The organism is Stenotrophomonas maltophilia group sp. vghtpe118, assembly GCF_052605195.1.
In genome coordinates, this window is the sequence record NZ_CP199672.1 from 2,825,147 (window position 1) to 2,850,126 (window position 24,980).

Sequence of the window (24,980 nt, forward strand, 5' to 3'; positions counted from 1 at the left end):
CCGTGGTGGAGCACGCGTTGGTTCGGTGGCTGGCCGGTCGGGGTGGGTTCGCGGGGGACGCCGTGAACCCGTCCCTGAAGTGACCCCCGGGCGTGTCCTTCCACGGCAATGCAAAGAAAATAAAATTCAACAGCCGGGGGTTGAGGCAGAATCGGGGTTTCGGCTGGAGGTCTGCGCGTGCATCCGATTGAAAGTGAACGCCTGCGTCTGCGTGCGATCGAGCCCGACCGCGATGCGGTGCCGATGTTGGCACTGTTGAACGATCCGGGCTTCGTGCGCTTCATTGGTGACCGCAACGTACGCAGCGAGGAACAGGCGCGGGAGTACATCGCGCTGCGGGTGCTGCACAGCTATGCCTTGAACGGGTTCGGCATGTACGCCATCGAGCGGCTGTCCGATGGCGCGTGGCTGGGCAATGCCGGGCTGGTGCGGCGTGATGGCCTGCCGGGGCCGGACATCGGCTATGCGGTGCTCTCGGAATTTGCCGGGCAGGGCTATGCCGGTGAGGCGGCGCGTGCGGTGTTCGCGCATGCACGCGGAGCGCTGGGCCTGCAGGATCTGTATGGCATTACCGATCTGGACAACGTGGTGTCCGGGAAGATCCTGCTGGGCCTGGGCATGCAGGAGCGCGGAGTGATCCAGCTGCCGGGCGTGGACAGCCCGAGCCGGCTGTATGCCACGCCGGGAGCGGCGGAGGTCTGATCCCTGATGTTGGTAGGTGCCGACCGTTGGTCGGCACGATTCAGATGCAGTGCCGACCAACGGTCGGCACCCACCCCCTCAACCGCGCAGTTCTGCCAGCTGCGCCTGCAGCTCGGCCACGGCCGTTTCCAGCTGGGCCACGCGCTCGGCCAGGCCCGGATCGGCCGCATCGCTGCTGCCACCGCCACTGCTGGCGTACTTGGCCGCCAGCGCGGCACCATCCACTTCACCGCACAGCAGGTGCATGTAGCGGTCTTCGCGCTGGCCGCTGGCGCGCGGCAGCACCACCAGCAGCGCGCGCTGCTGCAGGCGCTCGATGGCGTGGCGGGCTTCGTCGATATCCGCGAACCGGTACAGACGCTCGCTGCGCGACACCAGCTCGCCCAGGGTCTGTGGACCGCGCAGCAACAGCAGCGCCAGCAGCACGGTCTGCTGCCGGGTCAGGTCCAGCGCGGCCTGCAGGCGGTGCTCGTAGCGGTCGGCGCGCGAGGAGAAGTGCTGGCGAGCCAGGCCCAGTGCTTCCAGCTGGCGCAGCGCGTGCTGCACGCTGCCGGCGTCGACGTTCATCACCGGCTCGCGGGCTGTCTTCTGGTTGGCGGCCGACTGGGCCGCATTGACCGTCAGCGGGTAGGTGTCCGGTGTGGTTGCCTCCTTCTCCACCAGGCAGCCCAGCAGGCGGGCCTGCACGGCGTCGAGCAGGGGGACGTCGGGGGTCTGGACGGAATCGGTCATGGCGGCCTCCGGAAGGGCAACGGGTCAACCGCCAAGCATAGCCGTCCCGAGGCCGCCTTTGCCGGTAAAATGCGCCGGTATATCTGATTGCCGGTGAATCCATGCGTCGTCCCGTTTCCCTGTCCCTGACCCTGCTCGCCACCGCGGCGCTGGGCCTGTCCGCCTGCAAGCGCGTGGATGCGCCTGCTGCCGAAGCCGCCGCGCCGGAGGCCCCGGCGGCCGCTGCCGAGGCCGATGGCGCGCGTGATGCCACCGCCAACGACAACCTCAACGCCGTGCTGTGGATGCAGCGTGCGCAGGAGTACAGGGCGATCACCGAGCAGACCTACCGGGCCGCCGCCGATCGCCTGGATGCGGCGCTGAAGGAGGCCCACTGGGACGCACTGGTGCCGGAAGAACGCGGCAACGAGGCCAAGGGCCTGAAGCCGGCCGTGGTGCTGGACGTGGACGAGACCGTGCTGGACAACTCGCCCTACCAGGCGCGCCTGGTGCGCGACGGCAAGGAATACGACGAGCTGAGCTGGGACCAGTGGGTGGCCGAAAAGAAGGCCAAGGCGATTCCGGGCGTGGTTGATTTCGCCAAGGCCGCCAACGCCAAGGGCGTGACCCTGCTGTACATCTCCAACCGTGCCGTGCACCTGAAGGACGCGACCCTGGCCAACCTGCGCGAGCAGGGCCTGCCGGTGGCCGATGACAGCGTGTTCCTGGGCCTGGGCACCGTGGTCGAGGGCTGCGAGCAGGCCGGCAGCGAGAAGAACTGCCGCCGCCGCCTGGCCGGGCAGAAGTACCGCGTGCTGATGCAGTTCGGCGACCAGCTGGGTGACTTCGTGGAAGTGAGCACCAACACCAACGAAGGCCGTGACGCCCTGCTGCAGCAGTACCACGACTGGTTCGGCGAGCGCTGGTGGATGCTGCCGAACCCGACCTACGGTGGCTTCGAGCCGGCGCAGTTCAACAACGATTACAGCCAGTCGCGCCAGGCCCGCCACGACGCCAAGCGCGCCGCCCTGGACTACGCACCATGAGCCGCGCGCCACTGCCGCTGCGCGACGACGAGCGCCTGATCTTCGCGCTGGACGTGCCTGACCGCGCGCAGGCGCTGGCGTGGGTCGACCGCCTTGGCGACAGCGTGGCCTTCTACAAGATCGGCATGGAACTGCTCGCCTCCGGCGAGTACTTCCAGGTGCTCGATGAGCTGGCCCGCCGCGACAAGCGCGTGTTCGTCGACCTGAAGTTCTTCGACATTCCGGCCACCGCTGCGGCGGTGATCAAGCGCCTGTCGCAGTGGCCGGTCAGCTACGCCACCATCCATGGTTGGCACCCGGCCATGATGGAGGCGTGCGCGGCCGCCAACAGCGGCGACATGCGCCTGCTGGCAGTGACCGTGCTGACCTCGATGGGGCGCCCCGATCTCGCACAGATGGGCATCGACCGCGAACCGGTGGACGTGGTGGTCGAGCGCGCGCTGGCCGCCCAGGCCGCCGGCATCGATGGCGTGATCGCTTCGGGCCAGGAAGCCGGCCCGATCCGCGCAGCCACCGGCAGCGGATTCTCGATCGTCTGCCCTGGCATCCGCCCCGGTGGCCCGGTCGGCGATGACCAGAAGCGTACCGTTGGCGTAGCGCAGGCCTTTGCCGATGGCGCCGATGCCATCGTGGTCGGTCGCCCGATCCGCCTGGCCGCCGATCCGCAGGCCGCAGCGCGGGCGATCCAGCAGGAAATCGCGTCGGCTCTGGCTGCACGCTGAGCCCACCACCGACGCCGGTCACGCTGGCACCACGAACGCCATCCCGATCCATGCGGGATGGCGTTCGCATTTGTGGGGCTGCATCTGTCGCACGCAGCGCCAGCCACGAGAACTGTGCGCACGTCCGCGCTGCGGGCCTCTCCACTGCTCCCCAATCGATGCACCGGTACGGACCGCGGCCGCACCGGTTCCAACCATCGACAGAGGAGTACAGGGAAATGTATCGCAGCACCTCTTTGTTCATCGGCCTGCTGTTGGCCGCGTCTGCCGTACCCGCCATCGCTGCGCCGCAGCTGCGCGATGCGCCGCGCATCATCGGCGGCGAAGCGGCGCCGGCCGACGAGTACCCGTTCATGGTCAGCATCCAGGGCATCTTCGACGGCGATTCGGACCACGACCGCCACTTCTGCGGGGGCACCCTCATCTCGCCCTCGTGGGTGCTGACGGCCGCGCACTGCATGCAGGGCGAAGCGCCTGGTGGCATCGCCGTTGTCGGCAAGGTCACGACCCTGTCCACCGACGCCGCGCCACGACCGTCCAACGTCAAGGCGATCCACGTCCATCCGGCATTCAACAGCGGCAATTCGCTGGAGCACGACGTCGCCCTGATCCAGCTCAGCGCACCGCTGGACGGCGCACAGCCGGTGGCACTGCGGCTGCGGCCCGACGCCAGCTATCTCAAGCCGGGCCGTGAATTCACGGTGATCGGCTGGGGAGACACCGACATCGGCGATGGCCGGGTCTATCCGACTCAGCTGCAGACCGCGCAGGTGCCGTTCGTTTCCTTCACCGAATGCCAGCAGGCCTACGGCGGTGAACTGTCACGTGGAAAGGTCATCTGCGCCGGCCGCGAGGGCATCGACAGCTGCCAGGGGGATTCCGGAGGCCCCCTGCTGCTGCGCCTGCGTGAAGGCTGGACCCAGTTCGGTGTCGTCAGCTGGGGCGAGGGCTGTGCGCTGGCCGGCTATCCGGGGATTTATGCCCGAATCGCCGAAAAACACGCCGTAGATTTCATCGAAGCGGTTTGGCAACGCGATTGATACAATAAAATCAAATACATACATGGCACTACGTGAAGTGTTGCCTTAACTTGAACGGCAGCGTAGGATCGCCGCCATCCGGTCCTCGGGCCGGACATGTGCCACAACACTGTCCTCCGGCCCCGCGCCGGCTTGAAGAGCCTGTGATCCCCGTGATCCGGGCTCTTTTTTTATCCCGGTGGCGGCGCGATCCCTTCTGCCCGCAGCAGAGGAGATCTGCCCCCCTTGGCTGGAAACCGTGACGTCCCGGCTTGCCGCTGTCACGTCGCAGGCCGCAAGATGCGGGCCGGTCCGGGGAGTCCGAGTGCATGAGCGTGGCGGTGCGAGGAAAGTCTGCGCGTGGATGGGGGCTGGCGGCCATGCTGCTGCTGGCCGTGGCGGGGTGCCGCGAGTCTGCCAACGATCCGGCCAGGCCGGCGGCCGAGCCGGTGGCTGCAGTACAGGCGATGGCGTTGCGCCTGGCCGAAGATGATCTGGTCGGCTACGCAAAGCTGTCGGTGCCGCCGGGCCAGTACCAGCGCCTGCAGCAGGCGTGGGTGGAAGGCCACAGCCAGTGGCCGCTGACCGAGCTGCCACTGGGCGACCAGCTGCTGCCGATGCTGGCCGCACTGCGCAAGCCCGGTGCCAGCGCCGAACTGCAGCGCAGCTTCGATCGCCAGCTGGCTGGCCAGGCCGGCGCCGTGCGCCAGGCCGCACAGTCGATGGGCAACTTCGGCGTGCAGTACCTGCGCCACCAGAAGGGCTACACGCCCAGCCAGCAGGCCCACTACATCGCCCTGGTCGAGACCCTGGCGGGGTGGGCGCAGGCTGCCCCGATCAGCGACCGCGCACGTGCCCGCAGCACCATCGCCGCGCTGGTCGGCGCCGCCAGCAAGGTCGGCTTCGAGGATGAAGCCGGCCTGCAGGCGGCCGGCATGGAAGGCAGCCTGCAGCAGCTGGCGCCGTTCATCCACACCCTCAAGGCGGTGCTGGGCAGTTACGGACTCGGCGTGGACGACGCGCTGCGCAGCGTGCGCGGCGAACTGCTGTCGGTGGAAGGTGACAATGCGCTGGTGCGCCTGCACTACGACCTGGCCGGTCGCGAGATGACCCTGCAGCTGCCACTGAGCCGGCGCGAGGGCCACTGGTACCTGACCCGCACCCTGGCCGACACCGACGCGCTGCTGCGCAAGGCCGATGCGGCCCGGGCGGCTGCGTTGCCAGCACCGGCTGAAGCCTCCGCCGCGGGTGGGGAAGCGGCAACACCGCCGGCTAAGCCATAATGGCGCCGATGTCGAAACAGAACCCGCTGCCGTTCCCCGGCGAAGAATCCCAGTCGACGCCCGCCGATACGGTGCCGGCGTCCCCCTCGACCGGTACCGGCCCGAACCCGGTACCGCCGCCCGCGCACGCGCGTCCGCCCGGCCGCCGTCCACTGTGGGCCCGACTGCTCGGTCGCCTGGTCGAGCCGTGGCTGTCGCTGAAGATCGAACCGGAAGACCCGGGCCAGTACAACGATGGCCGCCCGGTCATGTACGTGCTGGAAGACTACGGCCTGTCCAACGCGCTGATCCTGGACAAGGCCTGCCGCCAGGCCGGCCTGCCGTCGCCGCTGGTGCCGCTGGCCGGTGATCCGACCGGCCGCAAGCGCGCCTATCTGGCGCTGTCGCGGCGCAGCTCCAGCAACTCGCTGATTCCCGAGCAGCGCGGCGCCAAGACCCACTCTGATTCGCTGGCCAAGGTCCTGCAGGCGCACCGCGTGCGCGATGACCTGGATGTGCACCTGGTGCCGGTGTCGATCTTCGTCGGCCGCGCGCCGGACAAGCAGAGCGGCTGGTTCGCGGTGCTGTTCTCGGAAAACTGGGCGCTGGTGGGCCGCTTCCGCCGCCTGCTGGGGTTGCTGCTGAACGGGCGCAATACCATCGTGCGCTTCGCCCCGCCGATCTCGCTGCGCAGCACCGTCGACGAAGGCCTGGAGCCGGAGCGCACGGTCCGCAAGCTGCAGCGCGTGCTGCGCACCCATTTCCGCCGCATCCGTGAATCGGTGATCGGCCCGGACCTGTCGACCCGGCGCCTGCTGGTGGACCAGGTGCTGGCCGCCGAGCCGGTCCGCGAAGCGATCGCCGCACAGGCCAAGCGCGACAACTCGAAGCCGGCCGATGCCTGGAAGAAGGCACACGCCTACGCCTGGGAAATCGCTGCGGACTATTCCAGCCCGGTGGTGCGCTCGGCCAGCTTCATGCTCAGCCACGTGTGGAACCGCATCTACGCGGGCGTGCTGGTGCACCACCTGGACAAGTTCAAGGCCGCCGCGCCGGGCCACGAAGTGGTCTACGTGCCCAGCCACCGCAGCCACATGGACTACCTGCTGCTGTCCTACCTGCTGTACGACCGTGGCATCGTGCCGCCGCACATCGTGGCCGGCATCAACCTGAACCTGCCGGTGGTCGGCACCCTGCTGCGCAAGGGCGGTGCGTTCTTCATCCGCCGTTCGATCCGTGGCAATGCGCTGTACTCTGCAGTGCTCAGTGAGTACGTCGCGCAGCTGGTGGCCGGTGGCTATTCGCTGGAGTACTTCGTCGAAGGCGGCCGCTCGCGTACCGGGCGCCTGCTGCAGCCCAAGGGCGGCATGATCTCGATGACGCTGCGTGCATTCCTGCGCCAGCCGCGCAAGCCGGTCCTGTTCCAGCCCATCTACATTGGCTACGAGAAGCTGATGGAGGGCGGCAGCTACCTGGACGAACTGTCCGGCCGGCCGAAGGAAAAGGAGTCGATCTGGTCGCTGCTGTGGGGCATCCCCAAGGTGCTCAAGCAGAACTACGGCCAGGTGGTGGTGAACTTCGGCGAGCCGATCGCGCTGAACGACGTGCTGGCCGAGAAGGCCCCGGAGTGGAAGGGCGAGGCGGTGTCCGAGGACGAGAAGCCAGCCTGGCTGTCGACCACGGTGGATACGCTGGCCGAACGCATCCAGGTGCGCATCAACGGCGCTGCCGACGTCAACCCCATCAATCTGCTGGCGCTGGCCCTGCTGTCCACGCCGAAGCACGCGATGGGCGAAGCCGACCTGATCGCGCAGATCGAGCTGTGCAAGACGCTGCTGGTCGAGATGCCGTACTCGGACCGGGTGACGGTGACCCCGCACTCGCCGGAGCGGATCATCGCCCATGCCGAGGAAATCAACGTCCTCACCCGCATCAAGCACCCGCTCGGCGATGTGCTCAGCGTCAGCGGCGACACCGCGGTGCTGCTCAGCTACTTCCGCAACAACGTGGTGCACCTGTTCACCGCCTCGTCGTGGGTGGCCTGCTGCTTCCAGAACAACCGCCGCATGAGCCGTACCGGCCTGGTCCAGCTGGGCCGCACGGTGTACCCGTTCCTGCAGGCCGAGCTGTTCCTGCCGTGGAGCGAGGACGAGTTCGCGCAGCGCATTGACCGCACCATTGATGTGTTCGTGCGCGAAGGCCTGCTGCAGAACGTCAACGATGACGACGGCGGCATCCTGGCACGCAACACCGGGCAGACCGACGAGGTGTTCCGCCTGCGGGCGATCGGCCATTCGCTGCAGCAGGCGTTCGAGCGCTACTACATCGCCATCTCGGTGCTGGTGAAGAACGGCCCGGGCGTGCTCGGTGCGGCCGAGCTGGAAAGCCTGTGCCAGCAGGCCGCGCAGCGCCTGAGCCTGCTCTATGCGCCGGCCGCTCCCGAGTTCTTCGACAAGGCCCTGTTCCGCGGCTTCATCCAGAAGCTGCGCGAACTGCGCCTGGTGTGGCCGGACGAGAACAGCAAGCTGCTGTTCGATGAACGCCTGGATGCCTGGGCCAAGGACGCCAAGTTCATCCTGGGGCGCGAGCTGCGCCACACCATCGAGCGGGTCAGCCCGGAAGCAGCTCGCCCGGACGAGCCTGCGCCGCAGGATTGAAGGCAGCGCCGGCTCCTGCGGTGGGTGTGGACCTGGTCCACACCTTCCAGCAGTGCCAACCAAGGTTGGCATCCACCAGGACGGTCTTTAGGCCGGCTCGTCGGGAATCTGCAGGCTTTCCAGCCTGGCGATGCAGTCCTTCAGCTGCAGCTTGCGCCGCTTCAGGCGCTTGGCTTCCAGTTCGTCCTCGCCGTTGGCCGCCATGCGGGTGATCTGTTCATCCAGCAGGCGGTGCTCGGCGCGCAGGGCGGCGAGGTGCTCGACGATCTCGGCGGGGCTGTAGGTATCCACAGCCTCCGAGCATACACAGCGTTGATGACTGCCGGGAGAGGGGAAACCCGACCCCCGGCCGGGGCGGCTCCGAGCCGTTAGAATGGAACCCATGAGTGCCGTGATTTCCCTTCCCGATCCCCAGCCGCGCGCCGCCCGCGATCCACGCGTGGCCGAGCGCGAGCAGCACAAGCTGGCCAAGCGCCTGCGCCGCCAGGTCGGCGAGGCGATTGCCGACTTCGGCATGATCGAGGCCGGCGACAAGGTCATGGTCTGCCTGTCCGGCGGCAAGGACAGTTACACCCTGCTGGACGTGCTGCTGCAGCTGCAGAAGAAGGCGCCGGTGCCGTTCGAGCTGGTGGCGGTGAACCTGGACCAGAAGCAGCCGGGCTTCCCCGAGCACATCCTGCCGGAGTACCTGGCCGGGCTGGGCGTGCCGTACCACATCATCGAGCAGGACACCTATTCGGTGGTCAGCCGGGTCATCCCGGAGGGCAAGACGATGTGTTCGCTGTGCTCGCGCCTGCGTCGTGGCGCGCTGTACAACTACGCCGAGACCCACGGTTTCACCAAGATCGCGCTGGGCCACCACCGCGACGACATGGTGGCCACGTTCTTCATGAACCTGTTCCACCACGCCAAGCTGGCGGGCATGCCGCCGAAGCTGCGCAGCGACGACGGCAGGCACGTGGTGATCCGGCCGCTGGCCTACGTGCGCGAGCGCGACATCGTCGACTACGCGCAGGCACGCCAGTTCCCGATCATTCCCTGCAACCTGTGCGGCAGCCAGGAGAACCTGCAGCGCCGCCAGGTCGGCCTGATGCTCAAGCAGTGGGAAAAGGACCATCCGGGCCGCATCGAGCAGATCGCGCGCGCCATGGGTGAAGTCCGGCCCTCGCAGCTGGCCGACACCACCCTGTTCGACTTCATGGCGCTGGGCCGTCGCGACGACACGCCGCTGCCCGACGCCCATGCCTGGCTGGCCGGCTCCCCGGCCGACGCCGACGCAGATCCCGAGACGCCCACCGTTTAAGGTCGGTCGCCCTTCCTCTTCGCCATCCGGAATTCCATGTTCTTTCGCAACCTGACGTTCTTCCGTTTCCCGACCACCACCGATTTTTCCGAAGTCGATACCCTGCTGCCGCACGCCGTGCTCAAGCCTGTCGGCGCGCTGGAAATGAATTCTCGCGGCTTCATTTCGCCGTTCGGCCGCGAGGAGAAGGAACTGCTGTCCCACCGCATCGCCGAACACCTGTGGCTGACCGTGGGTGGCGAGGACAAGATCCTGCCGGCGGCGGTGGTCAACGACCTGCTCGAGCGCAAGCTGGAGGAGATCGAGGAGAAGGAAGGGCGGCGCCCGGGTGGCCGCGAGCGCAAGCGCATGAAGGACGACCTGCTGCATGAACTGCTGCCGCGCGCCTTCGTGAAGTCCTCGCGCAACGACGCCTTCATCGACCTGCAGCACGGCTACTTGGCGGTGGATACCTCCAGCCGCAAGACCGGCGAATACTTCATGTCCGACATCCGCGGGCTGCTCGGCAGCTTCCCGGCGATGCCGCTGAACGCCGAAGTCGCGCCGCGTTCGATCCTGACCGGCTGGATCGCCGGCGAGCCGCTGCCGACCGGACTGAGCCTGGGCGAAGAGTGCGAGATGAAGGATCCGGTCGAAGGCGGCGCGGTGGTCAAGTGCCAGCACCAGGAACTGCGCTGCGACGAGATCGACAAGCACCTGGACGCCGGCAAGCAGGTGACCAAGCTGGCGCTGATCTTCGAGGACAACCTGTCGTTCGTGATCGGCGACGACCTGATCGTGCGCAAGCTGAAGTTTCTCGACGGCGCCCTGGACCAGCTGGAGCATGCCGACGAAGACGGCCGCCGTGCCGAGTTCGATGCCCGCTTCGCCCTGCAGAGCGCCGAGATCCGCCGCCTGTTCCTGTTGCTGGAAGAAGCGTTCAAGCTCAGCAAGGCTGACTGAACAGGCAGCCCGACGGTCGCCGGTCATCCGGCGGCCCGAAGCAGCGCTATGCTGGGTGCATGAGCCGTCTGCTGCGCCGCCTGATCACTCCGACCCCGCCCGCCACCGTACAGCGCGACACCGTTCGCCTGCGCCTGGAGGATGCCGAGATCGAGGTGCTGCGCGTGCGCGATCCGCGCGCGCGCCGCATCAAGCTGAGCGTGGACGAGCGTGGCGCGCGGTTGACGTTACCCCCGCGCGCAAGCCTGGTAATGGGCGAGCGCTTCCTGGAACAGCACCGCGACTGGCTGGCGCTGCAGCTGCGCCAGTACCAGGGGCAGGGCCTGCCGGCACCGCTGCAGCCCGGCGAAGACGGCGTGCTGCCATTGCGCGGTGAGCTGTTGCCGCTGCGCTGGCAGGAAGGCCGCTACGCGCGGCTGGAGATCGACGCGCACGGTGCCTGCGTGCAGTGGCCGACCCGTGGTGGTGACGCCACGCTGCGCCGCCTGCTGCGCGAGTTCTATGAAGCGCAGACCCGCGCCGACGTCGGCCGCTGGCTGCCGAAGTACCTGCCCACCCTGCCGCGCGCCCCCAGCCGCCTGCGCCTGAAGGTGATGTCCTCGCAGTGGGGCTCGCTGGCCCCCGATGGCAGCATGGCCCTGGACCTGGCCCTGGTGCTCGGTCGTCCGGAAGCGTTCGAGTACGTGCTGGTGCACGAACTCTGCCACCTGATCCAGCCGAATCATTCGCCCGCGTTCTGGCATGAAGTCGAACAACGTTTCCCTGCCTGGCGCGAACAGCGCGACTACTTCCAGCTGGAAGGCCGGCGCCTGAAAGCCATGCTACGCCAGCTGCTGTAACTGTAGAGCCGAGCCCACGCTCGGCTGCCGTTGAATGCAGCCGAGCATGGGCTCGGCTCTACACAAGCGCGCGCAGCGCGCGACCCGCTCCTGCTCTTCTTTCTTTCTTCCGTGGTGGGCACACCGGAATCTGTCCGTGGCCGGGCGGGGTGGGTTGCGCAGGGGCGTGAGCCGCATGGATGCGGCGACCGAGCTTACAGGGACGTACTTGCAGCGACCCCTGCGCAATCCACCCCGCCTGGCCGAGCACGGCTTCTGGTTTGAACGACCGACCACGAGGGGTGCAGCCGTTGGCCGAAACCCTCACCCAGCCCGCAATGCCGCCGCGGCCGCCCAGCGTGCCGCCACCCTCGGCGCGGTGATGCACACCGCCTGGTCGGTCACCGTTGTCACCGCGCGCTCCAACAGCTGGATATCGGCCTCGTGCTGGCGTGCCACATGCGGGTCCTCGAAGAAGATCGCGCGCTGGCAGCGCCCCTCCAGCACACGGTCGGCAATCTGCGCATCGCCGCCCATCGGGCCGCTCTGGTAGCGCGTCACCCACGGCGTATCGCTGGGCCAGCCGCGGCTCCAGGCCAGTTCGTTCAAGCGCTGGCCGGTGGTGCCGGTCGCCACGCGCTCGCCGAACCGTGCCAGCACATCGAAGTGCTCGTCGGCGAAGGCCAGCATCGCCGGCTTCATGGCGTCGTGCGCGATCAGCGCCAGCGTCTGGTGCTGGAAGGCATGCAGATCGTCGGCACCGGCATCGGCAGCCAGCCCGGCGTGGATGCGTTCCACCTCGATCCAGTCACGCGCAGTGGCCACGGTTGAAATGAACGGCTTGCCGTGGATCACGCACTGCCGCTTGAGCGCGGTTGCCTCCGGAAACACCGAGGAAGGATCGACCGGGTCGATCAGGTAGATCGCACCGTCCAGGGTGCGCTCCGGCCCCATGCCAACCACTTCGGCCACCAGCTTCATCAGGCCACCCTCGCGGCCGTAGGGGTAGCGGTGCAGGCCGCCGTAGCCGGCCAGGAAGCCCTGCCGTTCGATCGCATCGTGGGTGCGCCCGACCGCGTGCAGCGATACCCCCAGTTCACGCAGCCCGGCCTCGCTGGCACGCAGCCAGCGGAACAGCGCGGCGCGCGCATCGTGGTGATGGAGACGGTTGGCGGCCAGGCCGATACGCATCGAGCGCTCCGTAGGGACGGGTAGAAGCGGCAGTGTATGTCGGCATTCGCCGATAGGGATGTTTTTCGAATTTTTCTCATTGTCGCGGAAGCGCGCCTCGCTAGCGTGGCTGGCAGCGGTACCGCTGCGCGGCCGTGGTTCCTGCCCGCGAAATGAGGATGTCTACCGTGAATGTCGCCGGCCGCCGCGCCGTCGCCGCTGTCATGGCATCGCTGTTGCTGCCCGGCATCGCTGCTGCGTCCGGCTGTGCGAGTCCACTGCAGGTGGCATGGCGTTCCGATCGGCCGCCGCTGTCATACAGCGTGCAGGGCGACCTTGCGGGGTTGGCTGCAGATTACCTGCCGCTGCTGGGCCCGCAGGCAGTGCAGCATGCGCAGCCGTTGCCCGCAGCGGTGCTCACCGATGACCCGCTGCCGGCTGGCACCCAGGTGCTGCTGGGCTGGCCGCGCGCACAGCTGCCGACCGGCTGGGTGGCCAGCAGCCCCTACCTGGAAGTGCCACAGGTGATCGTGCGGCGCGAGGGTGCAGCGCCAGTGCTGGGGTTGGAGGGACTGCGTGGCCGCAGCGTGGCCAGCCCGGACCGGCTGCCGCTGGACGCATTGCTGGCCGAACAGGCCCCGGGTGCGCAGCTGCTGGCACCGGCGCCGCTGGACCACGCGCTGTCACTGCTGCGCGCCGGGCTGGTCGATGCCGTGGTGGCCAATCTCGCTGAAGTCGAAGCCGCGCTTCGCGCCGTGCCGGGTGACCCTCTGGTGATCGCAGCACCCGCGGGCTTCGGCGATGCACTGGTGCTGGCCGCCGTACCGGCCTGTGCCGCGGTGGTCGCTGCCTTCGACCGGGAGCTGCAGCGGGAGGGCGATGCGCGTCGGGCGTCGGTTCGCAGTGCCTGGCTGCCGGAACTGCCACGTGCGCGGCCCGCCGGTTCGGCACTGCGCTGGCTGGTGCCGGTGTCGCTGATCCTGCTCGCGCTCATACTGCTGCATGCCTTCGGCTACTGGCGCGTGCATCGCGAGAGCGTGCGTCGCCGGGTGCTGGAGCAGCGCTTGCATGAAGTCACCGCGAACCTGCCGGCGGTGGTCTACCAGGCGCGCCGTTCGGCAACCGGCCACTACAGCCTGGCGCAGATCGCCGGCGACGTGCAGGCGCTGTTCGGCGTAGCCGTGGAGACTGAGCAGATCGACCATCTGCAGCTGCTGGCGGCCGTGCATGCCGGTGACCGCAGCCGGGTGATGGCGAGCATCGAAGCGGCCGCGCTCGTGCGCGGTCCGATCGACGTTACCTTCCGCACCCGGTCGGCGCAGGGCTGGCGCTGGGTCCGATCACAGGGACGACCGTTGCCGTGCGATGACAGCAGCGTGGAGTGGAGCGGCTACTGGATGGACGTCAGCGAAGCCCAGGCGCGCGCAACGGCGTTGGCCGAGGCGCGCCGCGCGGCCGAGCAGGCGGCGCTGGCCAAGGGCCATTTCCTGGCGACCATGAGCCACGAGATCCGCACGCCGATGAGCACCCTCCTGGGCATGCTGGAGCGGCTGGCTGGCACGGACCTGGATGCGGGCCAGCGGCAGGTGCTGACCACCGTCGGTGACGCTGCGCAGATGCTGCGGCAGATCCTCGACGATGTGCTGCACAGCCAGCGCCTGCAGCCGGCGCCCCTGCAGCTGCGTCCGACCGATCTGGCGGCGCTGGTGCGCGCGGTGCAGCAGCTGTTGACGCCCGTCGCGGCCAGCCGCGGGCTGCACCTGTGCAGCGAGATCGACCCGACGTTGCAGCCCTGGTCGCTGGCTGACGGGCTGCGCCTGCGGCAGGTCCTGTTCAACCTGGCCGGCAATGCGCTCAAGTTCACCCTGCAGGGAAGCGTGGTGTTGCAGGTCCGCGTGCTGCAGCAGCGCGACGGCGGCCAGCGACTGCGCCTGCAGGTGACCGACACCGGCGTGGGCATCAGCGTGGAGCGGCAACAGGCGGTGTTTGCCGCCTACGAGCAGGCCGAGGCGTCGACCACGCGCCGTTTCGGCGGCAGTGGCCTGGGGCTGTCGATCTGCCGCGAGCTGGCGACGTCGATGGGCGGGCGTCTGCACCTGCGCAGCGTGCCCGGCAAGGGCACCACTGTGTGGCTGGAGCTGGACCTGGCGGCCTGTGCGGCCCCCGCTGCGGGACCGGCGACGGCACGGCCCGCGCAACGACCGTTGCCGCCGGCGCGGGTGCTGGTGGCCGAGGATCATCCGACCAACCTGCAGTTGCTGGCACAACGCCTGTGCGAGCTGGGACTGCAGGTGCACGCCTGTAGCGACGGCCTGCAGGCATGGGAGGCCTGGCAGGCGCAACCGTTCGACCTGGTCATCACCGACTGCCACATGCCGCACATGGATGGCTTCGCGCTGGCCCGGGCGATCCGGAGCGACGCCTGCGCCACCCGTGCGCGGGTCCCGATCATTGCGCTGACTGCCAGCGTGCTGGAGCGCACCCGTGAGGCCTGCCGTGATGCGGGCATCGACCACTTCCTGGCCAAGCCGCTGGAGGTGCACGAACTGCGCGCGCTGCTGGAAGTGCTGCTGTTGCCGGACTCAGTGCGCCAGTAGGCGGACGATGCTGGCAGCGGCGTCGCGGCCTTCGGCCACCGCGGTTACCACGAGATCGGCACCACGCACCGCGTCGCCACCGGCGAACAGGCGTGGATGCGCGGTCTGGAACGGCAGGCGGTCCTTGCCACCGGCGAGGATGCGGCCATTGGGCTGGCCTTCCACCCCCAGTTCCGCCAGCCACGCCGGCACGCTCGGCGAGAAGCCGAAGGCGATGATCACCACGTCTGCCTCCAGCAGCGACTCACTGCCTTTGATCGGCACCGCGTTCTGGCGGCCATTGGCATCGGGCTCGCCCAGCCGGGTCTCGACCACGGTCACGCCGATCACCTCGTCGTCGGCGCCGGCTTCGATCGACAGCGGCTGCCGGTTGAACAGGAAGCGCACCCCTTCCTCGCGTGCATTGGCGACTTCGCGCGCGCTGCCGGGCATGTTGGCTTCGTCGCGGCGATAGGCGCAGGTGACCTTGGCCGCGCCCAGCCGCACCGCACTGCGCACGCAGTCCATGCCGGTATCGCCACCGCCCAGAACCACCACGCGCTTGCCGTTGAGGTCGGGCAGGGCGATGGTGTCTTCCCAGCCGGCGATCGGCCGGCCCTTCGGGTCATCGCCGCCGACGATGCGGCTGTTCTGCACCAGGAACGGCAGCGCCGGCAGCACGCCCTTCAGGTCCTGGCCGACCAGGCCACCCTCGGTATAGCGGTAGGCGCCGGTGCCGATGAACACCGCATCGTGGCTGTCCAGCAACTGCTGCACGCTGACATCACGGCCGATCTCCACACCGAGGCGGAACTGCACGCCCATGCCTTCCAGTACTTCACGGCGGCGATGGATCACGTCCTTGTCCAGCTTGAAGCTGGGAATGCCGAACTGCAGCAGGCCACCGATCTGCTCGTAGCGGTCGTAGACCACGGCGGCAATGCCGGCGCGTGCCAGGCGGTCGGCACAGGCCAGCCCGGCCGGGCCGGCACCAATCACCGCCACACTGTGGCCGGTCGGCTGCACCGCGCCAAGGTCCGGGCGCCAGCCACTGGCCAGTGCGGTATCGACGATGTACTTCTCCACCGCGCCGATGGTGACCGCGCCGAATTCCTCCAGCGTGCAGCTGCCTTCGCACAGCCGATCCTGCGGGCAGACCCGGCCGCACACTTCCGGCAGCGGATTGGTGCTGTGGCACAGCGTGGCGGCCTCGTGGATGCGGTTTTCCTGCACCAGCTGCAGCCACTGCGGAATGGCGTTGTGCACCGGGCACTTCCAGCTGCAGTACGGGTTGCCGCAGTCCAGGCAGCGGCCCGCCTGGTACTGGGCGTCTTCCTTGCCGAACTTGCCGTACAGCTCGCCCCAGTCGCCGGACGTGCGCAGTTCCACCGGGATGCGCTGCGGCATGGTGCGGGGCAGGTCGAGGAACTGGAAGGCGTGCTTGCGGCTCATGGCGGACTCTGTGGTGTTTTACGGATGCCGGCCAGCGGCCGGCACTACGTGATCCTGGGTTGCCGGCCAGCGGCCGGCACTACCGTCAGGCGGCGCGTCGCAGGGTTTCGGTCAGCGACTCGATGCTGGCGGCCTTCGGTTTGACCAGCCAGAACTTGCCGATGTAATCGCGGAACTCGTCCAGGATCTGCTGTGCCCAGATGCTGCCGGTCAGCTCGCGGTGGCGGCCGATCAGGCGGTGCAGGTGCTGGCGGTAGTTCTCGAAGCCTTCGGCGGAGACGCGATGGATGTCGATCAGCTCGTGGTTGTAGCGGTCGACAAAATCGCGGTCCACGTCCAGCACGTAAGCCAGGCCACCGGTGAAGCCGGCGCCGAAGTTCAGCCCGACCTTGCCCAGCACCAGCACCACGCCGTCGGTCATGTACTCGCAGCAGTGGTCACCGGCACCTTCCACCACCGCCAGCGCGCCCGAATTGCGCACCGCGAAGCGTTCGCCGGCACGACCGGCGGCGAACAGCTCGCCACCGGTAGCGCCATACAGGCAGGTGTTGCCAATGATGGCGGTGCTGCGTGCCTCGAAGCGGGCGCCACGCGGCGGACGCACCACCAGCCGGCCGCCGGCCATGCCCTTGCCGACGTAGTCGTTGGCTTCGCCTTCCACTTCCAGGTGCAGGCCACCGACGTTGAAGGCACCGAAGCTCTGCCCGGCGCTGCCACGGAAGCGCAGTTCCAGCGGTGCCTCGGCCATGCCCTGGTTGCCGTGCGCGCGCGCAACCGCGCCGGCCAGGCGGGTGCCGATGCTGCGGTCGGTGTTGTGGATCAGGAAGCGGTGCTCGCCACCGCGCTTGTGCTCGATGGCCGGGGCCAGCAGCCCATCCATCTGCGTGGCCAGGCTGTCCGGCGATTCGTACAGGCGCTGGGCGGCGCAGTGGCTGCCTTCGTAGCGGGCATCGGCCAGCAGGCGCGACAGGTCCACGCGCACGCCCTCGCGCGGTGCCGCGTCGATCTGCCGCAGCAGGTCGGTGCGGCCGACGATCTCTTCCAGCGAACGCACGCCCAGGTACGACAGCCAGCCGCGCACTTCCTCGGCCAGCAGGCGGAAGAAGTTCTCCACGCGTTCGGGCTGGCCGGTGAAGTGGTTCTCGCGCAGGCGCTCGTCCTGGGTGGCGACGCCGGTGGCGCAGTTGTTGAGGTGGCAGATGCGCAGGTACTTGCAGCCCAGCACGATCATCGGCGCGGTGCCGAAGCCGAAGCTGTCCGCTCCCAGCAGCGCGGCCTTGACCACATCCAGGCCGGTCTTCAGGCCGCCATCGGTCTGCAGCAGGGTGCGCCCGCGCAGGTCGTTGGCCAGCAGCGCCTGGTGCGCTTCGGCCACGCCCAGTTCCCATGGCACGCCGGCATAGCGGATCGAGCTGACCGGCGACGCACCGGTGCCGCCGTCATGGCCGGAGATGGTGATCAGGTCCGCACCGGCCTTGACCACGCCTGCGGCAATCGTGCCGACGCCGGCATGGCTGACCAGCTTCACCGACACCAGCGCGGTCGGGTTGACCTGCTTGAGGTCGTAGATCAGCTGCGCCAGGTCTTCGATCGAATAGATGTCGTGGTGCGGTGGCGGCGAGATCAGGCCGATGCCCGGGCGCGCATAGCGCAGGCGTGCGATCAGTTCGTTGACCTTGTGCCCCGGCAGCTGGCCGCCCTCGCCGGGCTTGGCGCCCTGCGCGACCTTGATCTGCAGCACCTCGGCATTGACCAGGTATTCGGCGGTGACGCCGAAGCGGCCCGAGGCCACCTGCTTGATCTTGCTGCGCTTCGCGGTGCCATAGCGTGCGGGATCCTCGCCGCCTTCGCCGGAATTGCTGCGGCCGCCGAGGCGGTTCATGGCGATGGCCAGTGCCTCGTGCGCTTCCGGCGACAGGGCGCCGAGGCTGATCGCTGCAGTATCGAAGCGCGGGAACAGGGCGCTGGCCGGGGCGACCTCGTCCAGCGGCACCGGCATTGCGGCCGGCACCAGTTCCAGCAGGTCGCGCAGCGCCGATGGCGGGCGCGCGTGCACCGCATCGCAGTACTGCTGCCACGCACGCGGGTCACCGCTGCGCGCGGCGCGCTGCAGGGTGGTGACCACGTCGGGGTTGTACATGTGGTACTCGCCGCCGTGCACGTACTTCAGCAGGCCGCCCACGTCCACGCCCTGCTGCGCATCCCAGGCCTGCGCGCACAGCTCGCGCGCGTCGGCATCCAGGCGTGCGAAGCCGGCGCCGCCGATGCGCGAGGCGGTGTCCGGGAAGCACATGTCCACAACCTCGGGTTCCAGGCCGATGATCTCGAACAGCTGTGCGCCGCGATAGCTGGCCACCGTACAGATGCCCATCTTCGAGATGATCTTCGACAGGCCCTTGTAGATGCCCTTGCGGTAGCGGCGGCCGATCTGCGACTGCTCGCCGCCCTTGCTGAGCTTGAGGATGCCGCGTCGGCCCAGGTCGAACAGGGTCTGGTAGGCCAGGTACGGATACACCGCGGTGGCACCGAAGCCGAGCAGGCAGGCCATGTGGTGCGGGTCGCGCGCGGTGCCGGTTTCGACGATCAGATTGACGTCGCAGCGCAGCCCCAGCCGCGAGAGGTGGTGGTGGATGGCGCTGGTGGCCAGCAGCGCATGCACCATCGGCCGACCGGCCACCGGGTAGCGGTCGGACAGCAGCAGCATCACCATGCCCTCGCGCGCGGCCTGCTCGGCCTCGGCACAGATGCGCTCGATGCCGGCACGCAGGCCCTCGTCTTCGCTGTAGGACAGGTCGAGCAGGCGGTTGGCCTGCACGTACTGGTCCATCTTCAGCAGCTGGCGCAGCTTGCGCTGGCTCAGCACCGGCGAGTTGAGGATGACGTGGTTCACCGTCTCCGGGCCGGCATGGAAGATGTTGGTCTCCTTGCCGAGCTGGGTGGACAGGGACATCGCGCAGTCTTCGCGCAGCGGATCGATCGGCGGGTTGGTGACCTGCGCGAAGGCCTGGCGGAAATAGTCGTACAGCGGGCGGCTGCGCTGGCTCAGTACCGCCATCGGTGTGTCGTCGCCCATCGAGCCGGTGGCTTCCTGCTCGGTCTCGGCCAGCGGCCGCAGCACCTGTTCCACTTCCTCGCTGCTGAGCTGGTAGAGCTTGTGGTAGCTGCGCAGGGTGGCTTCGTCGAACGGCTCTTCCACCAGCGACGGGTCGATCAGTTCGGTCTGCAGGTAGGTCACGCCCTGCTGCAGCCACTGCTTGTACGGCGCGCGGCCGCGGTTGATGCGGTCCACCGCGTCCGAATCGAGCAGGTCGCCGCGCTTGAGGTCGATGGCCACCATTTCGCCGGGGCCGAGCTTGCCCTTGCGCACCACGCGCTCGGTCGGCACTTCCCACACGCCGGCTTCGGAGGCGACCAGGAAGTGGCGGTCGGCGGTGAGCATCCAGCGCGCCGGGCGCAGGCCGTTGCGGTCCAGCGTGCACACCGCGTAGCGGCTGTCGCAGGCGACGATGCCGGCCGGGCCGTCCCACGGCTCGCTGTTCAGGCCGTGGAACTCGTAGAACGCGGCCAGGTCGGGGTCCTTGAACTCCAGCGACTGGGTGGCCGGCGGCACCAGGATGCGCAGCGCCTGGATCAGTTCCATGCCACCGGCGACCATCAGCTCCAGCATGTTGTCCAGGCTCTGCGAGTCCGAACCGTGCATGGAGATCACCGGATCGAACTCGGCGATGTCGAAGCGCGGCGTCTTCCACACCTTGCTGCGCGCCTGCGCCCAGCGACGGTTGCCTTCGATGGTGTTGATCTCGCCGTTGTGGGCGAGCATCCGGAACGGGTGCGCCAGCGGCCAGCGCGGCAGCGTGTTGGTGGAGAAGCGCTGGTGGAACACGATCGCGCTGGAGGCCAGTTCGCGGCGCTGCAGGTCGGGGAAGAAGCGGCTGAGCTTGTCCGGCAGCACCATGCCCTTGTAGCTGATCGCATCCGGGGTGAGGGTGGTGACGTAGAAGTCGGCATGGTCGCGCAGCTGCTGTTCGCTGCGGCGACGGGCCAGGAACAGCGCCAGCGCGAAGCCGGCATCATCCTGGCCGACGCCGGCATCGACGAACACCTGCTCGATGCGTGGCAGGGTGTCGCGCGCCAGCTGGCCGCAGACGCTGTCGTCGGTGGGTACCTCGCGCCAGCCGGCGACCTTGCAGCCGACCGCTTCGAGCTGCGCCTGCAGCTGCGTGCGGCAGGCGTGTGCAGCCTCGGCATCGTGTGGCAGGAACACCAGGCCGGCAGCGAAGCGTGCGGCGACGGCGATGCCGGCTTCACTGGCCAGCAGTTTCAGGAACGCATCGGGGCGGCGCAGCAGCAGGCCGCAGCCATCGCCGGTCAGGCCATCGGCGGCGACGCCGCCGCGGTGGGTCATGCGCGAAAGCGCGGCGATGGCGGTATCAACCAACAGGCGCGAAGGTTGATCGTCGAGCTGGGCGACCATGCCAAATCCACAGGCATCGCGCTCGGAGCGCGGGTCGTAAAGCCCTTGGCGGTTGCGGGGGGCCATCTCTACCTCGATGCGTATAGGGTTGGCGGCGACACTCGTCCCCGCTCATTCCCTGGAGCGCATCGTGAGGCCACCGGATGCCTCGACTAGATCACAGGTTGCTGCAGCGCCGCAATACACGGTTGCAGGTGCAACAGAACGCGCCGGCAACCCCGTGCCGGCGCGCGGTCGAACTCAGCCGCAGCGCACGCCGCTGACCAGGCCCTTGTCGTCCACTTCGATGTTGAGGCGGTCGCCGAGGAACTCCATGGTGGCGACGTCATTGGGCTTCATGACGCGCAGCTGGTGGGCACCGGCATCTTCCTGCGCCTGCTTGCCCAGCGCGTCGGCGTAGGCCTGGCCGACCAGGCTCTGCACCTGGCTGGCATCGCAGGTGCCGACCGGCGGTGCCTCGGTGGCCTTGCCGGTTTCGTCGGCCGGCGCCTTGGCGGCTTCGGCCGCCTGCTGGGCATGGGCAGTGGCCGAATCCTGTTCATCCAGCGCCGGAGCCTGGCAGGCGGTCAGGGCCAGCACGGCCGGCAGCAGCAGGGCGGAGAGCGAACGGGCGCGAATCGGGAACGACATCATGACTCCGGAAGGGATTGTGAAAGCCCGAGCATAGCGGCGAACCGACCCTCACGTGTTTGTCTTCTGTTATCGACAGGTTCGCGGCATCGCGACGGCGACACTGCGGTCATGCCAACCTCCTCTACCCCCGAACGACAGGCCGCGCGCGCGGCCGGCCTGCGCTATGTCGATGACACCCAGCCAGGCATCAGCCGGCGCCGCGCCGGCAAGGGCTTCAGTTACCGCGATGCCGATGGCCACGCGGTTCGCGATGCCGCCACCCTGCAGCGCATCCGTGCGCTGGCGATTCCACCTGCGTATACCGCTGTGTGGATCTGCGCCCACGCCAATGGCCACCTGCAGGCCACCGGCCGCGATGCGCGTGGACGCAAGCAGTATCGCTACCATGCCGATTGGGCGAAGGAGCGCGATGCCGGCAAGTTCGATCGCATCATCGCCTTTGGCGAGGCGTTGCCCACGTTGCGGCGGCGGCTGTCGCGCGATCTGAAGCAGCCCGGCTTCCCGCGCGACAAGGTGCTTGCGGTGGTGGTGGCCCTGCTGGCCGACACCCTGGTGCGGGTGGGCAACGAAAGCTATGCACAGGAAAACAAATCCTACGGGCTGACAACGCTGCGCAACCGCCACCTGGACCTGCTGCGCGGTGGCCGCGTGCGCATGCGCTTCCGGGGCAAATCCGGGCAGTTGCACGAGGTGGTGGTGGGCGATCGGCGGCTGGGCACGCTGGTGCGCGGCATCCAGCAGCTGCCCGGACAGGCGCTGTTCCAGTACCGCGACGACGAAGGCGCGCTGCAGCCGGTGGATTCCGGCGCGGTGAACGACTACCTGCGCGAGGTGATGGGCGAAGACTTCACCGCCAAGGACTTCCGCACCTGGGGCGGCACGCTGGCGGCGGTACAGGCATTGGCCGCCACCGAACTGCCGGAACCGGCCAGCCAGCGCGCGCTGGCCAAGGCGCAGCGCGAAGTGGTCTGCCAGGTGGCGGCACGGCTGGGCAACACGCCGGCCGTGTGCCGCAAGGCCTACATCGACCCGTGCGTGTTTGCCGGCTGGGAGCGCGGTGAGCTGGCCTCGCTGGCCGGCCTGCGAGGCCCGCGGCAGTGGGAGCAGGCCACCCTGAAAGTGCTGCGCCGGGCGCGGCGGCTCAGTCGCAGTCGTCAGCCGCAGTAGATCGCAACGATGTTGTTGGTCCGGCCCTTCTCGATGGTCAGGCGGTCGCCGCCTTCGCTGGCCGGCGGCACCCGCGGACCGTCATGGCGCAGGACCCGTACGTGCAGGCTGTCGCTGTCCACGCGTGCGCGGGCCACGGTGGCGTCCGAGGCGGCCAGGCCCACCGCGCCGCGCACCCTGTCGCTGTGGCACTGGCCGGAAATCACGCCGTCGATCGGCTGCACCTGGGCCATCGGTGTGCTGCTGCAGGCGGCAAGGGCAAAGCAGGCGGCGGCGGTGGCGATGGCATGTTTCATGGAGGCACTCCTTGTGTGATTGCGTGCAGGGTGCGACGTCAGACGTGGTGGCGGAATGAATGCCGTGCACATCGTGGACACGGCGCGCTCACCGCCGCCAACAGCGTGGGTGGAGACACTGCAGGAGCGGCATGGGCCGCCCCCCGGTAGTGCCGGCCGCTGGCCGGCAGCCCCTTTCCCTCCCGAGGAGACCTGCATGGCCACCACCAGGAAGACCCCCGCCCGCCGTAAGGCATCGCCGAAAGTGCGTAAAGGCAGCACCTCGACCAAGGCGGTCGCCGACCCTGATCGCCCGCGCGTGGTGAAGACCGCAACCCGCAAGGCAGCCGCCAGTGATCCACGGGCGGCACGCGTCGCTGCACGGCAGCGGCGCCTGCAGGACCAGGAGAAGGCCAAGGACGCCCGCGCAGCCAAGAAGGCAACAAAGAAGACCGCGACCCAGGCCGGCGCACGCCGGCAGCCGGAGGCGATGCCGGCGCAGCAGCTGGCCAAGCCCGGGCACGAGCACGAACTGGAGCTGGCGCCCCGTTTCCTTGCGCCCGACTACGCGGGCAGCGGCAAGCTGCAGGGCATGCGTGCGATCGTCACCGGTGGCGACTCCGGCATTGGCCGTGCGGTGGCAGTGTTGTTCGCGCGCGAAGGTGCGGATGTGGCGGTACTGCACCTGGACGAGGCCGAGGACGCGGACATCACCCGCCAGCACGTGGAGCGCGAAGGCGGCCGCTGCGTGGTGATCGCCGGCGATGTGCGCGACCCGCGCTTCTGCAACAAGGCTGTCAAGCAGGTGGCCAAGGCGTTCGGCGGCATCGATATCCTGGTCAACAACGCCGCGTTCCAGCTGCACTGCGAGCGCCTGGAAGACCTGGAAGACGCGCACCTGCAGGAAACCCTGCAGACCAACATCGGCGGTTACATCCAGATGGCGCGTGCGGTACTGCCGCATCTGGGCGAAGGCGCCAGCATCATCAACACCGGCTCGGAAACGGGGATCTTCGGCAGCAAGGCGCTGATCGACTATTCCGCCACCAAGGGCGCGATCCATGCGTTCACCAAGGCGCTGGCCAGCCAGCTGCTGCCGCGCGGCATCCGCGTGAACTGCGTGGCGCCGGGGCCGGTATGGACGCCGCTGAACCCCGCCGACAAGCAGGCCGAAGACGTGGCGGAGTTTGGCAAGGACAGCGACATGGGCCGGCCTGCACAGCCTGAAGAGCTGTCACCGGCGTATGTGTTCCTGGCATCTCCGGCCTGTGCCAGTTACATCAGTGGGGTGATCCTGCCGGTGATGGGTGGGCCACGCGGGTAGGGGGAACCTGTTCGGGTCCACCCAAGACGGGATCGCCAACCCAATATTCTCACGTGAGGCTAGTGTCATTGCCTGCCTACTAAGTGTCAGGCGATTTGCAACTTTCCTCATGGATGTGAATGCAAATTCAAGCACATCGTTGACCTGCGGCGTGAATGCGGAGTTCTGAACTGCCGCCGTGTTGGTTGTATTCGTTAAAGAAGATGGTCCCTTCATCAAGGATAAGGAGCATTCCATGAAAGAGATTTCTGCAGATCAGATCGATAGCATCTCAGGAGGATAGCTGCCTTGGGCCGCCGTGGCCGCGTTTGTCTACTACGAACGAAATGAAATCGCGGACTTTGTAGGCGGCGTCTTGGACGGGTTCAATCGAACCAGCTATATGGAGCCAAAGTAAATGAGGGAATTTCGAGAGCTACATTGCGATGAAATCGGAGAAATTTCAGGTGGAGATTGGCAGACTTGGAACTGGGGAAGGATGGTGGGTTCAGCTCTAGGTAGTGCTTGGGGCGCGATGAAGGAGTACGCGGCCTCTCCCGATTCTTCCACTGACGTCATAGTCTAGTTGCTTCCTATTACCTTGGATGCCGGGTGCTTCTACCCGGCATCTTCCATTTTTCGTCGTGGAGCCATTTGTGCAATCAGATGATTCAAAAGGTGGAGGTGAGCGGGGCAAGTTCTATGTTTTCAGAGTCAAAAGGCGGGACGCTCATGTTCTTGGTGCGAT

At 68.0% G+C, this 24,980-nt stretch carries 19 protein-coding genes; 12 read left to right on the forward strand and 7 right to left on the reverse strand.

From position 1 onward, the window contains the following. Positions 1-177: 177 nt before the first annotated feature. Positions 178-702, forward strand: a complete 525-nt coding sequence (locus ACUDTM_RS12870; protein WP_151355281.1) for a GNAT family N-acetyltransferase — start codon at positions 178-180, stop codon at positions 700-702. A gap of 78 nt (positions 703-780) precedes the next feature. Here the strand turns inward: ACUDTM_RS12870 and ACUDTM_RS12875 are convergent, their stop codons facing one another. Next, the gene (locus tag ACUDTM_RS12875) at positions 781-1,434 is read right to left on the reverse strand and encodes a YceH family protein (protein WP_072167414.1); all 654 of its coding nucleotides are present in this window, start codon (positions 1,432-1,434) and stop codon (positions 781-783) included. A 101-nt stretch (positions 1,435-1,535) separates the two neighbouring features. On the opposite strand from ACUDTM_RS12875, the gene ACUDTM_RS12880 reads away from it, so the two are divergent. The 5 genes from ACUDTM_RS12880 (at position 1,536) to plsB (ending at position 8,119) form a co-directional block, all read left to right on the forward strand. Then, entirely contained in the window at positions 1,536-2,459 is a 924-nt protein-coding gene (locus ACUDTM_RS12880; RefSeq protein WP_088496792.1) for a 5'-nucleotidase, lipoprotein e(P4) family, read from the forward strand. Continuing rightward, complete coding sequence (pyrF, locus tag ACUDTM_RS12885) at positions 2,456-3,181, forward strand: orotidine-5'-phosphate decarboxylase (protein ID WP_005421084.1); 726 nt, start codon at positions 2,456-2,458, stop codon at positions 3,179-3,181. Before ACUDTM_RS12880 ends, pyrF begins: the two co-directional genes overlap by 4 nt. A 218-nt stretch (positions 3,182-3,399) precedes the next feature. Next, positions 3,400-4,221: a S1 family peptidase gene (locus ACUDTM_RS12890; protein WP_072167412.1), complete on the forward strand. Its 822-nt coding sequence runs from the start codon at positions 3,400-3,402 to the stop codon at positions 4,219-4,221. A gap of 308 nt (positions 4,222-4,529) precedes the next feature. After that, positions 4,530-5,483 (forward strand): hypothetical protein, encoded by a 954-nt coding sequence (locus tag ACUDTM_RS12895; protein WP_353080548.1) that lies wholly within the window; start codon positions 4,530-4,532, stop codon positions 5,481-5,483. Next, complete coding sequence (gene plsB / locus ACUDTM_RS12900) at positions 5,483-8,119, forward strand: glycerol-3-phosphate 1-O-acyltransferase PlsB (protein WP_088496788.1); 2,637 nt, start codon at positions 5,483-5,485, stop codon at positions 8,117-8,119. The genes ACUDTM_RS12895 and plsB overlap by 1 nt, the downstream gene beginning before the upstream one ends. Positions 8,120-8,206: 87 nt before the next feature. Here the strand turns inward: plsB and ACUDTM_RS12905 are convergent, their stop codons facing one another. Beyond that, positions 8,207-8,410: a YdcH family protein gene (locus ACUDTM_RS12905; RefSeq protein WP_005421068.1), complete on the reverse strand. Its 204-nt coding sequence runs from the start codon at positions 8,408-8,410 to the stop codon at positions 8,207-8,209. A gap of 91 nt (positions 8,411-8,501) precedes the next feature. Here ACUDTM_RS12905 and ttcA point away from each other — a divergent pair, with 91 nt between their 5' ends. From ttcA to ACUDTM_RS12920, 3 genes are read left to right on the forward strand one after another with little or no spacing between them, the layout of a single operon-like run. Next, the gene (ttcA, locus tag ACUDTM_RS12910; RefSeq protein ID WP_172412120.1) at positions 8,502-9,422 is read left to right on the forward strand and encodes a tRNA 2-thiocytidine(32) synthetase TtcA; all 921 of its coding nucleotides are present in this window, start codon (positions 8,502-8,504) and stop codon (positions 9,420-9,422) included. A gap of 36 nt (positions 9,423-9,458) precedes the next feature. Beyond that, positions 9,459-10,364 carry a recombination-associated protein RdgC gene (locus ACUDTM_RS12915; RefSeq protein WP_445391350.1) on the forward strand — a complete coding sequence of 302 codons (906 nt, stop codon included), beginning with the start codon at positions 9,459-9,461 and terminating at the stop codon, positions 10,362-10,364. Positions 10,365-10,423: 59 nt separating this feature from the next. Further along, the gene (locus ACUDTM_RS12920) at positions 10,424-11,203 is read left to right on the forward strand and encodes a M48 family metallopeptidase (protein WP_061479922.1); all 780 of its coding nucleotides are present in this window, start codon (positions 10,424-10,426) and stop codon (positions 11,201-11,203) included. A 303-nt stretch (positions 11,204-11,506) separates the two neighbouring features. On the opposite strand, the gene ACUDTM_RS12925 is transcribed toward ACUDTM_RS12920, so the two are convergent. Then, a complete protein-coding gene (locus tag ACUDTM_RS12925) occupies positions 11,507-12,373 on the reverse strand; it encodes a methylglyoxal synthase (protein ID WP_088496785.1) in 867 nt (288 codons plus the stop codon). A gap of 167 nt (positions 12,374-12,540) precedes the next feature. On the opposite strand from ACUDTM_RS12925, the gene ACUDTM_RS12930 reads away from it, so the two are divergent. Continuing rightward, positions 12,541-14,949 carry an ATP-binding protein gene (locus ACUDTM_RS12930; protein WP_445391473.1) on the forward strand — a complete coding sequence of 803 codons (2,409 nt, stop codon included), beginning with the start codon at positions 12,541-12,543 and terminating at the stop codon, positions 14,947-14,949. Here the strand turns inward: ACUDTM_RS12930 and ACUDTM_RS12935 are convergent. The 3 genes from ACUDTM_RS12935 to ACUDTM_RS12945 all read right to left on the reverse strand — a co-directional run bounded on the left by ACUDTM_RS12935 (position 14,935) and on the right by ACUDTM_RS12945 (position 21,484). Further along, on the reverse strand, positions 14,935-16,380 hold the full coding sequence (locus ACUDTM_RS12935) for an FAD-dependent oxidoreductase (RefSeq protein ID WP_252744752.1): 1,446 nt from the start codon (positions 16,378-16,380) through the stop codon (positions 14,935-14,937). The two genes, ACUDTM_RS12930 and ACUDTM_RS12935, sit on opposite strands and share 15 nt — an antisense overlap. A gap of 85 nt (positions 16,381-16,465) precedes the next feature. Beyond that, positions 16,466-20,920: a glutamate synthase large subunit gene (gene gltB / locus ACUDTM_RS12940; RefSeq protein WP_072167407.1), complete on the reverse strand. Its 4,455-nt coding sequence runs from the start codon at positions 20,918-20,920 to the stop codon at positions 16,466-16,468. A 174-nt stretch (positions 20,921-21,094) separates the two neighbouring features. Beyond that, entirely contained in the window at positions 21,095-21,484 is a 390-nt protein-coding gene (locus tag ACUDTM_RS12945; protein ID WP_032954733.1) for an I78 family peptidase inhibitor, read from the reverse strand. A 111-nt stretch (positions 21,485-21,595) separates the two neighbouring features. Between ACUDTM_RS12945 and ACUDTM_RS12950 the strand changes: the two genes are divergently transcribed. After that, the gene (locus ACUDTM_RS12950) at positions 21,596-22,654 is read left to right on the forward strand and encodes a DNA topoisomerase IB (protein ID WP_053497997.1); all 1,059 of its coding nucleotides are present in this window, start codon (positions 21,596-21,598) and stop codon (positions 22,652-22,654) included. On the opposite strand, the gene ACUDTM_RS12955 is transcribed toward ACUDTM_RS12950, so the two are convergent. Continuing rightward, entirely contained in the window at positions 22,642-22,950 is a 309-nt protein-coding gene (locus tag ACUDTM_RS12955) for a hypothetical protein (RefSeq protein ID WP_005421049.1), read from the reverse strand. The genes ACUDTM_RS12950 and ACUDTM_RS12955 overlap by 13 nt on opposite strands. Positions 22,951-23,146: 196 nt before the next feature. Here ACUDTM_RS12955 and ACUDTM_RS12960 point away from each other — a divergent pair, with 196 nt between their 5' ends. Further along, on the forward strand, positions 23,147-24,253 hold the full coding sequence (locus ACUDTM_RS12960; protein ID WP_088496783.1) for an SDR family oxidoreductase: 1,107 nt from the start codon (positions 23,147-23,149) through the stop codon (positions 24,251-24,253). Positions 24,254-24,980 lie beyond the last annotated feature (727 nt).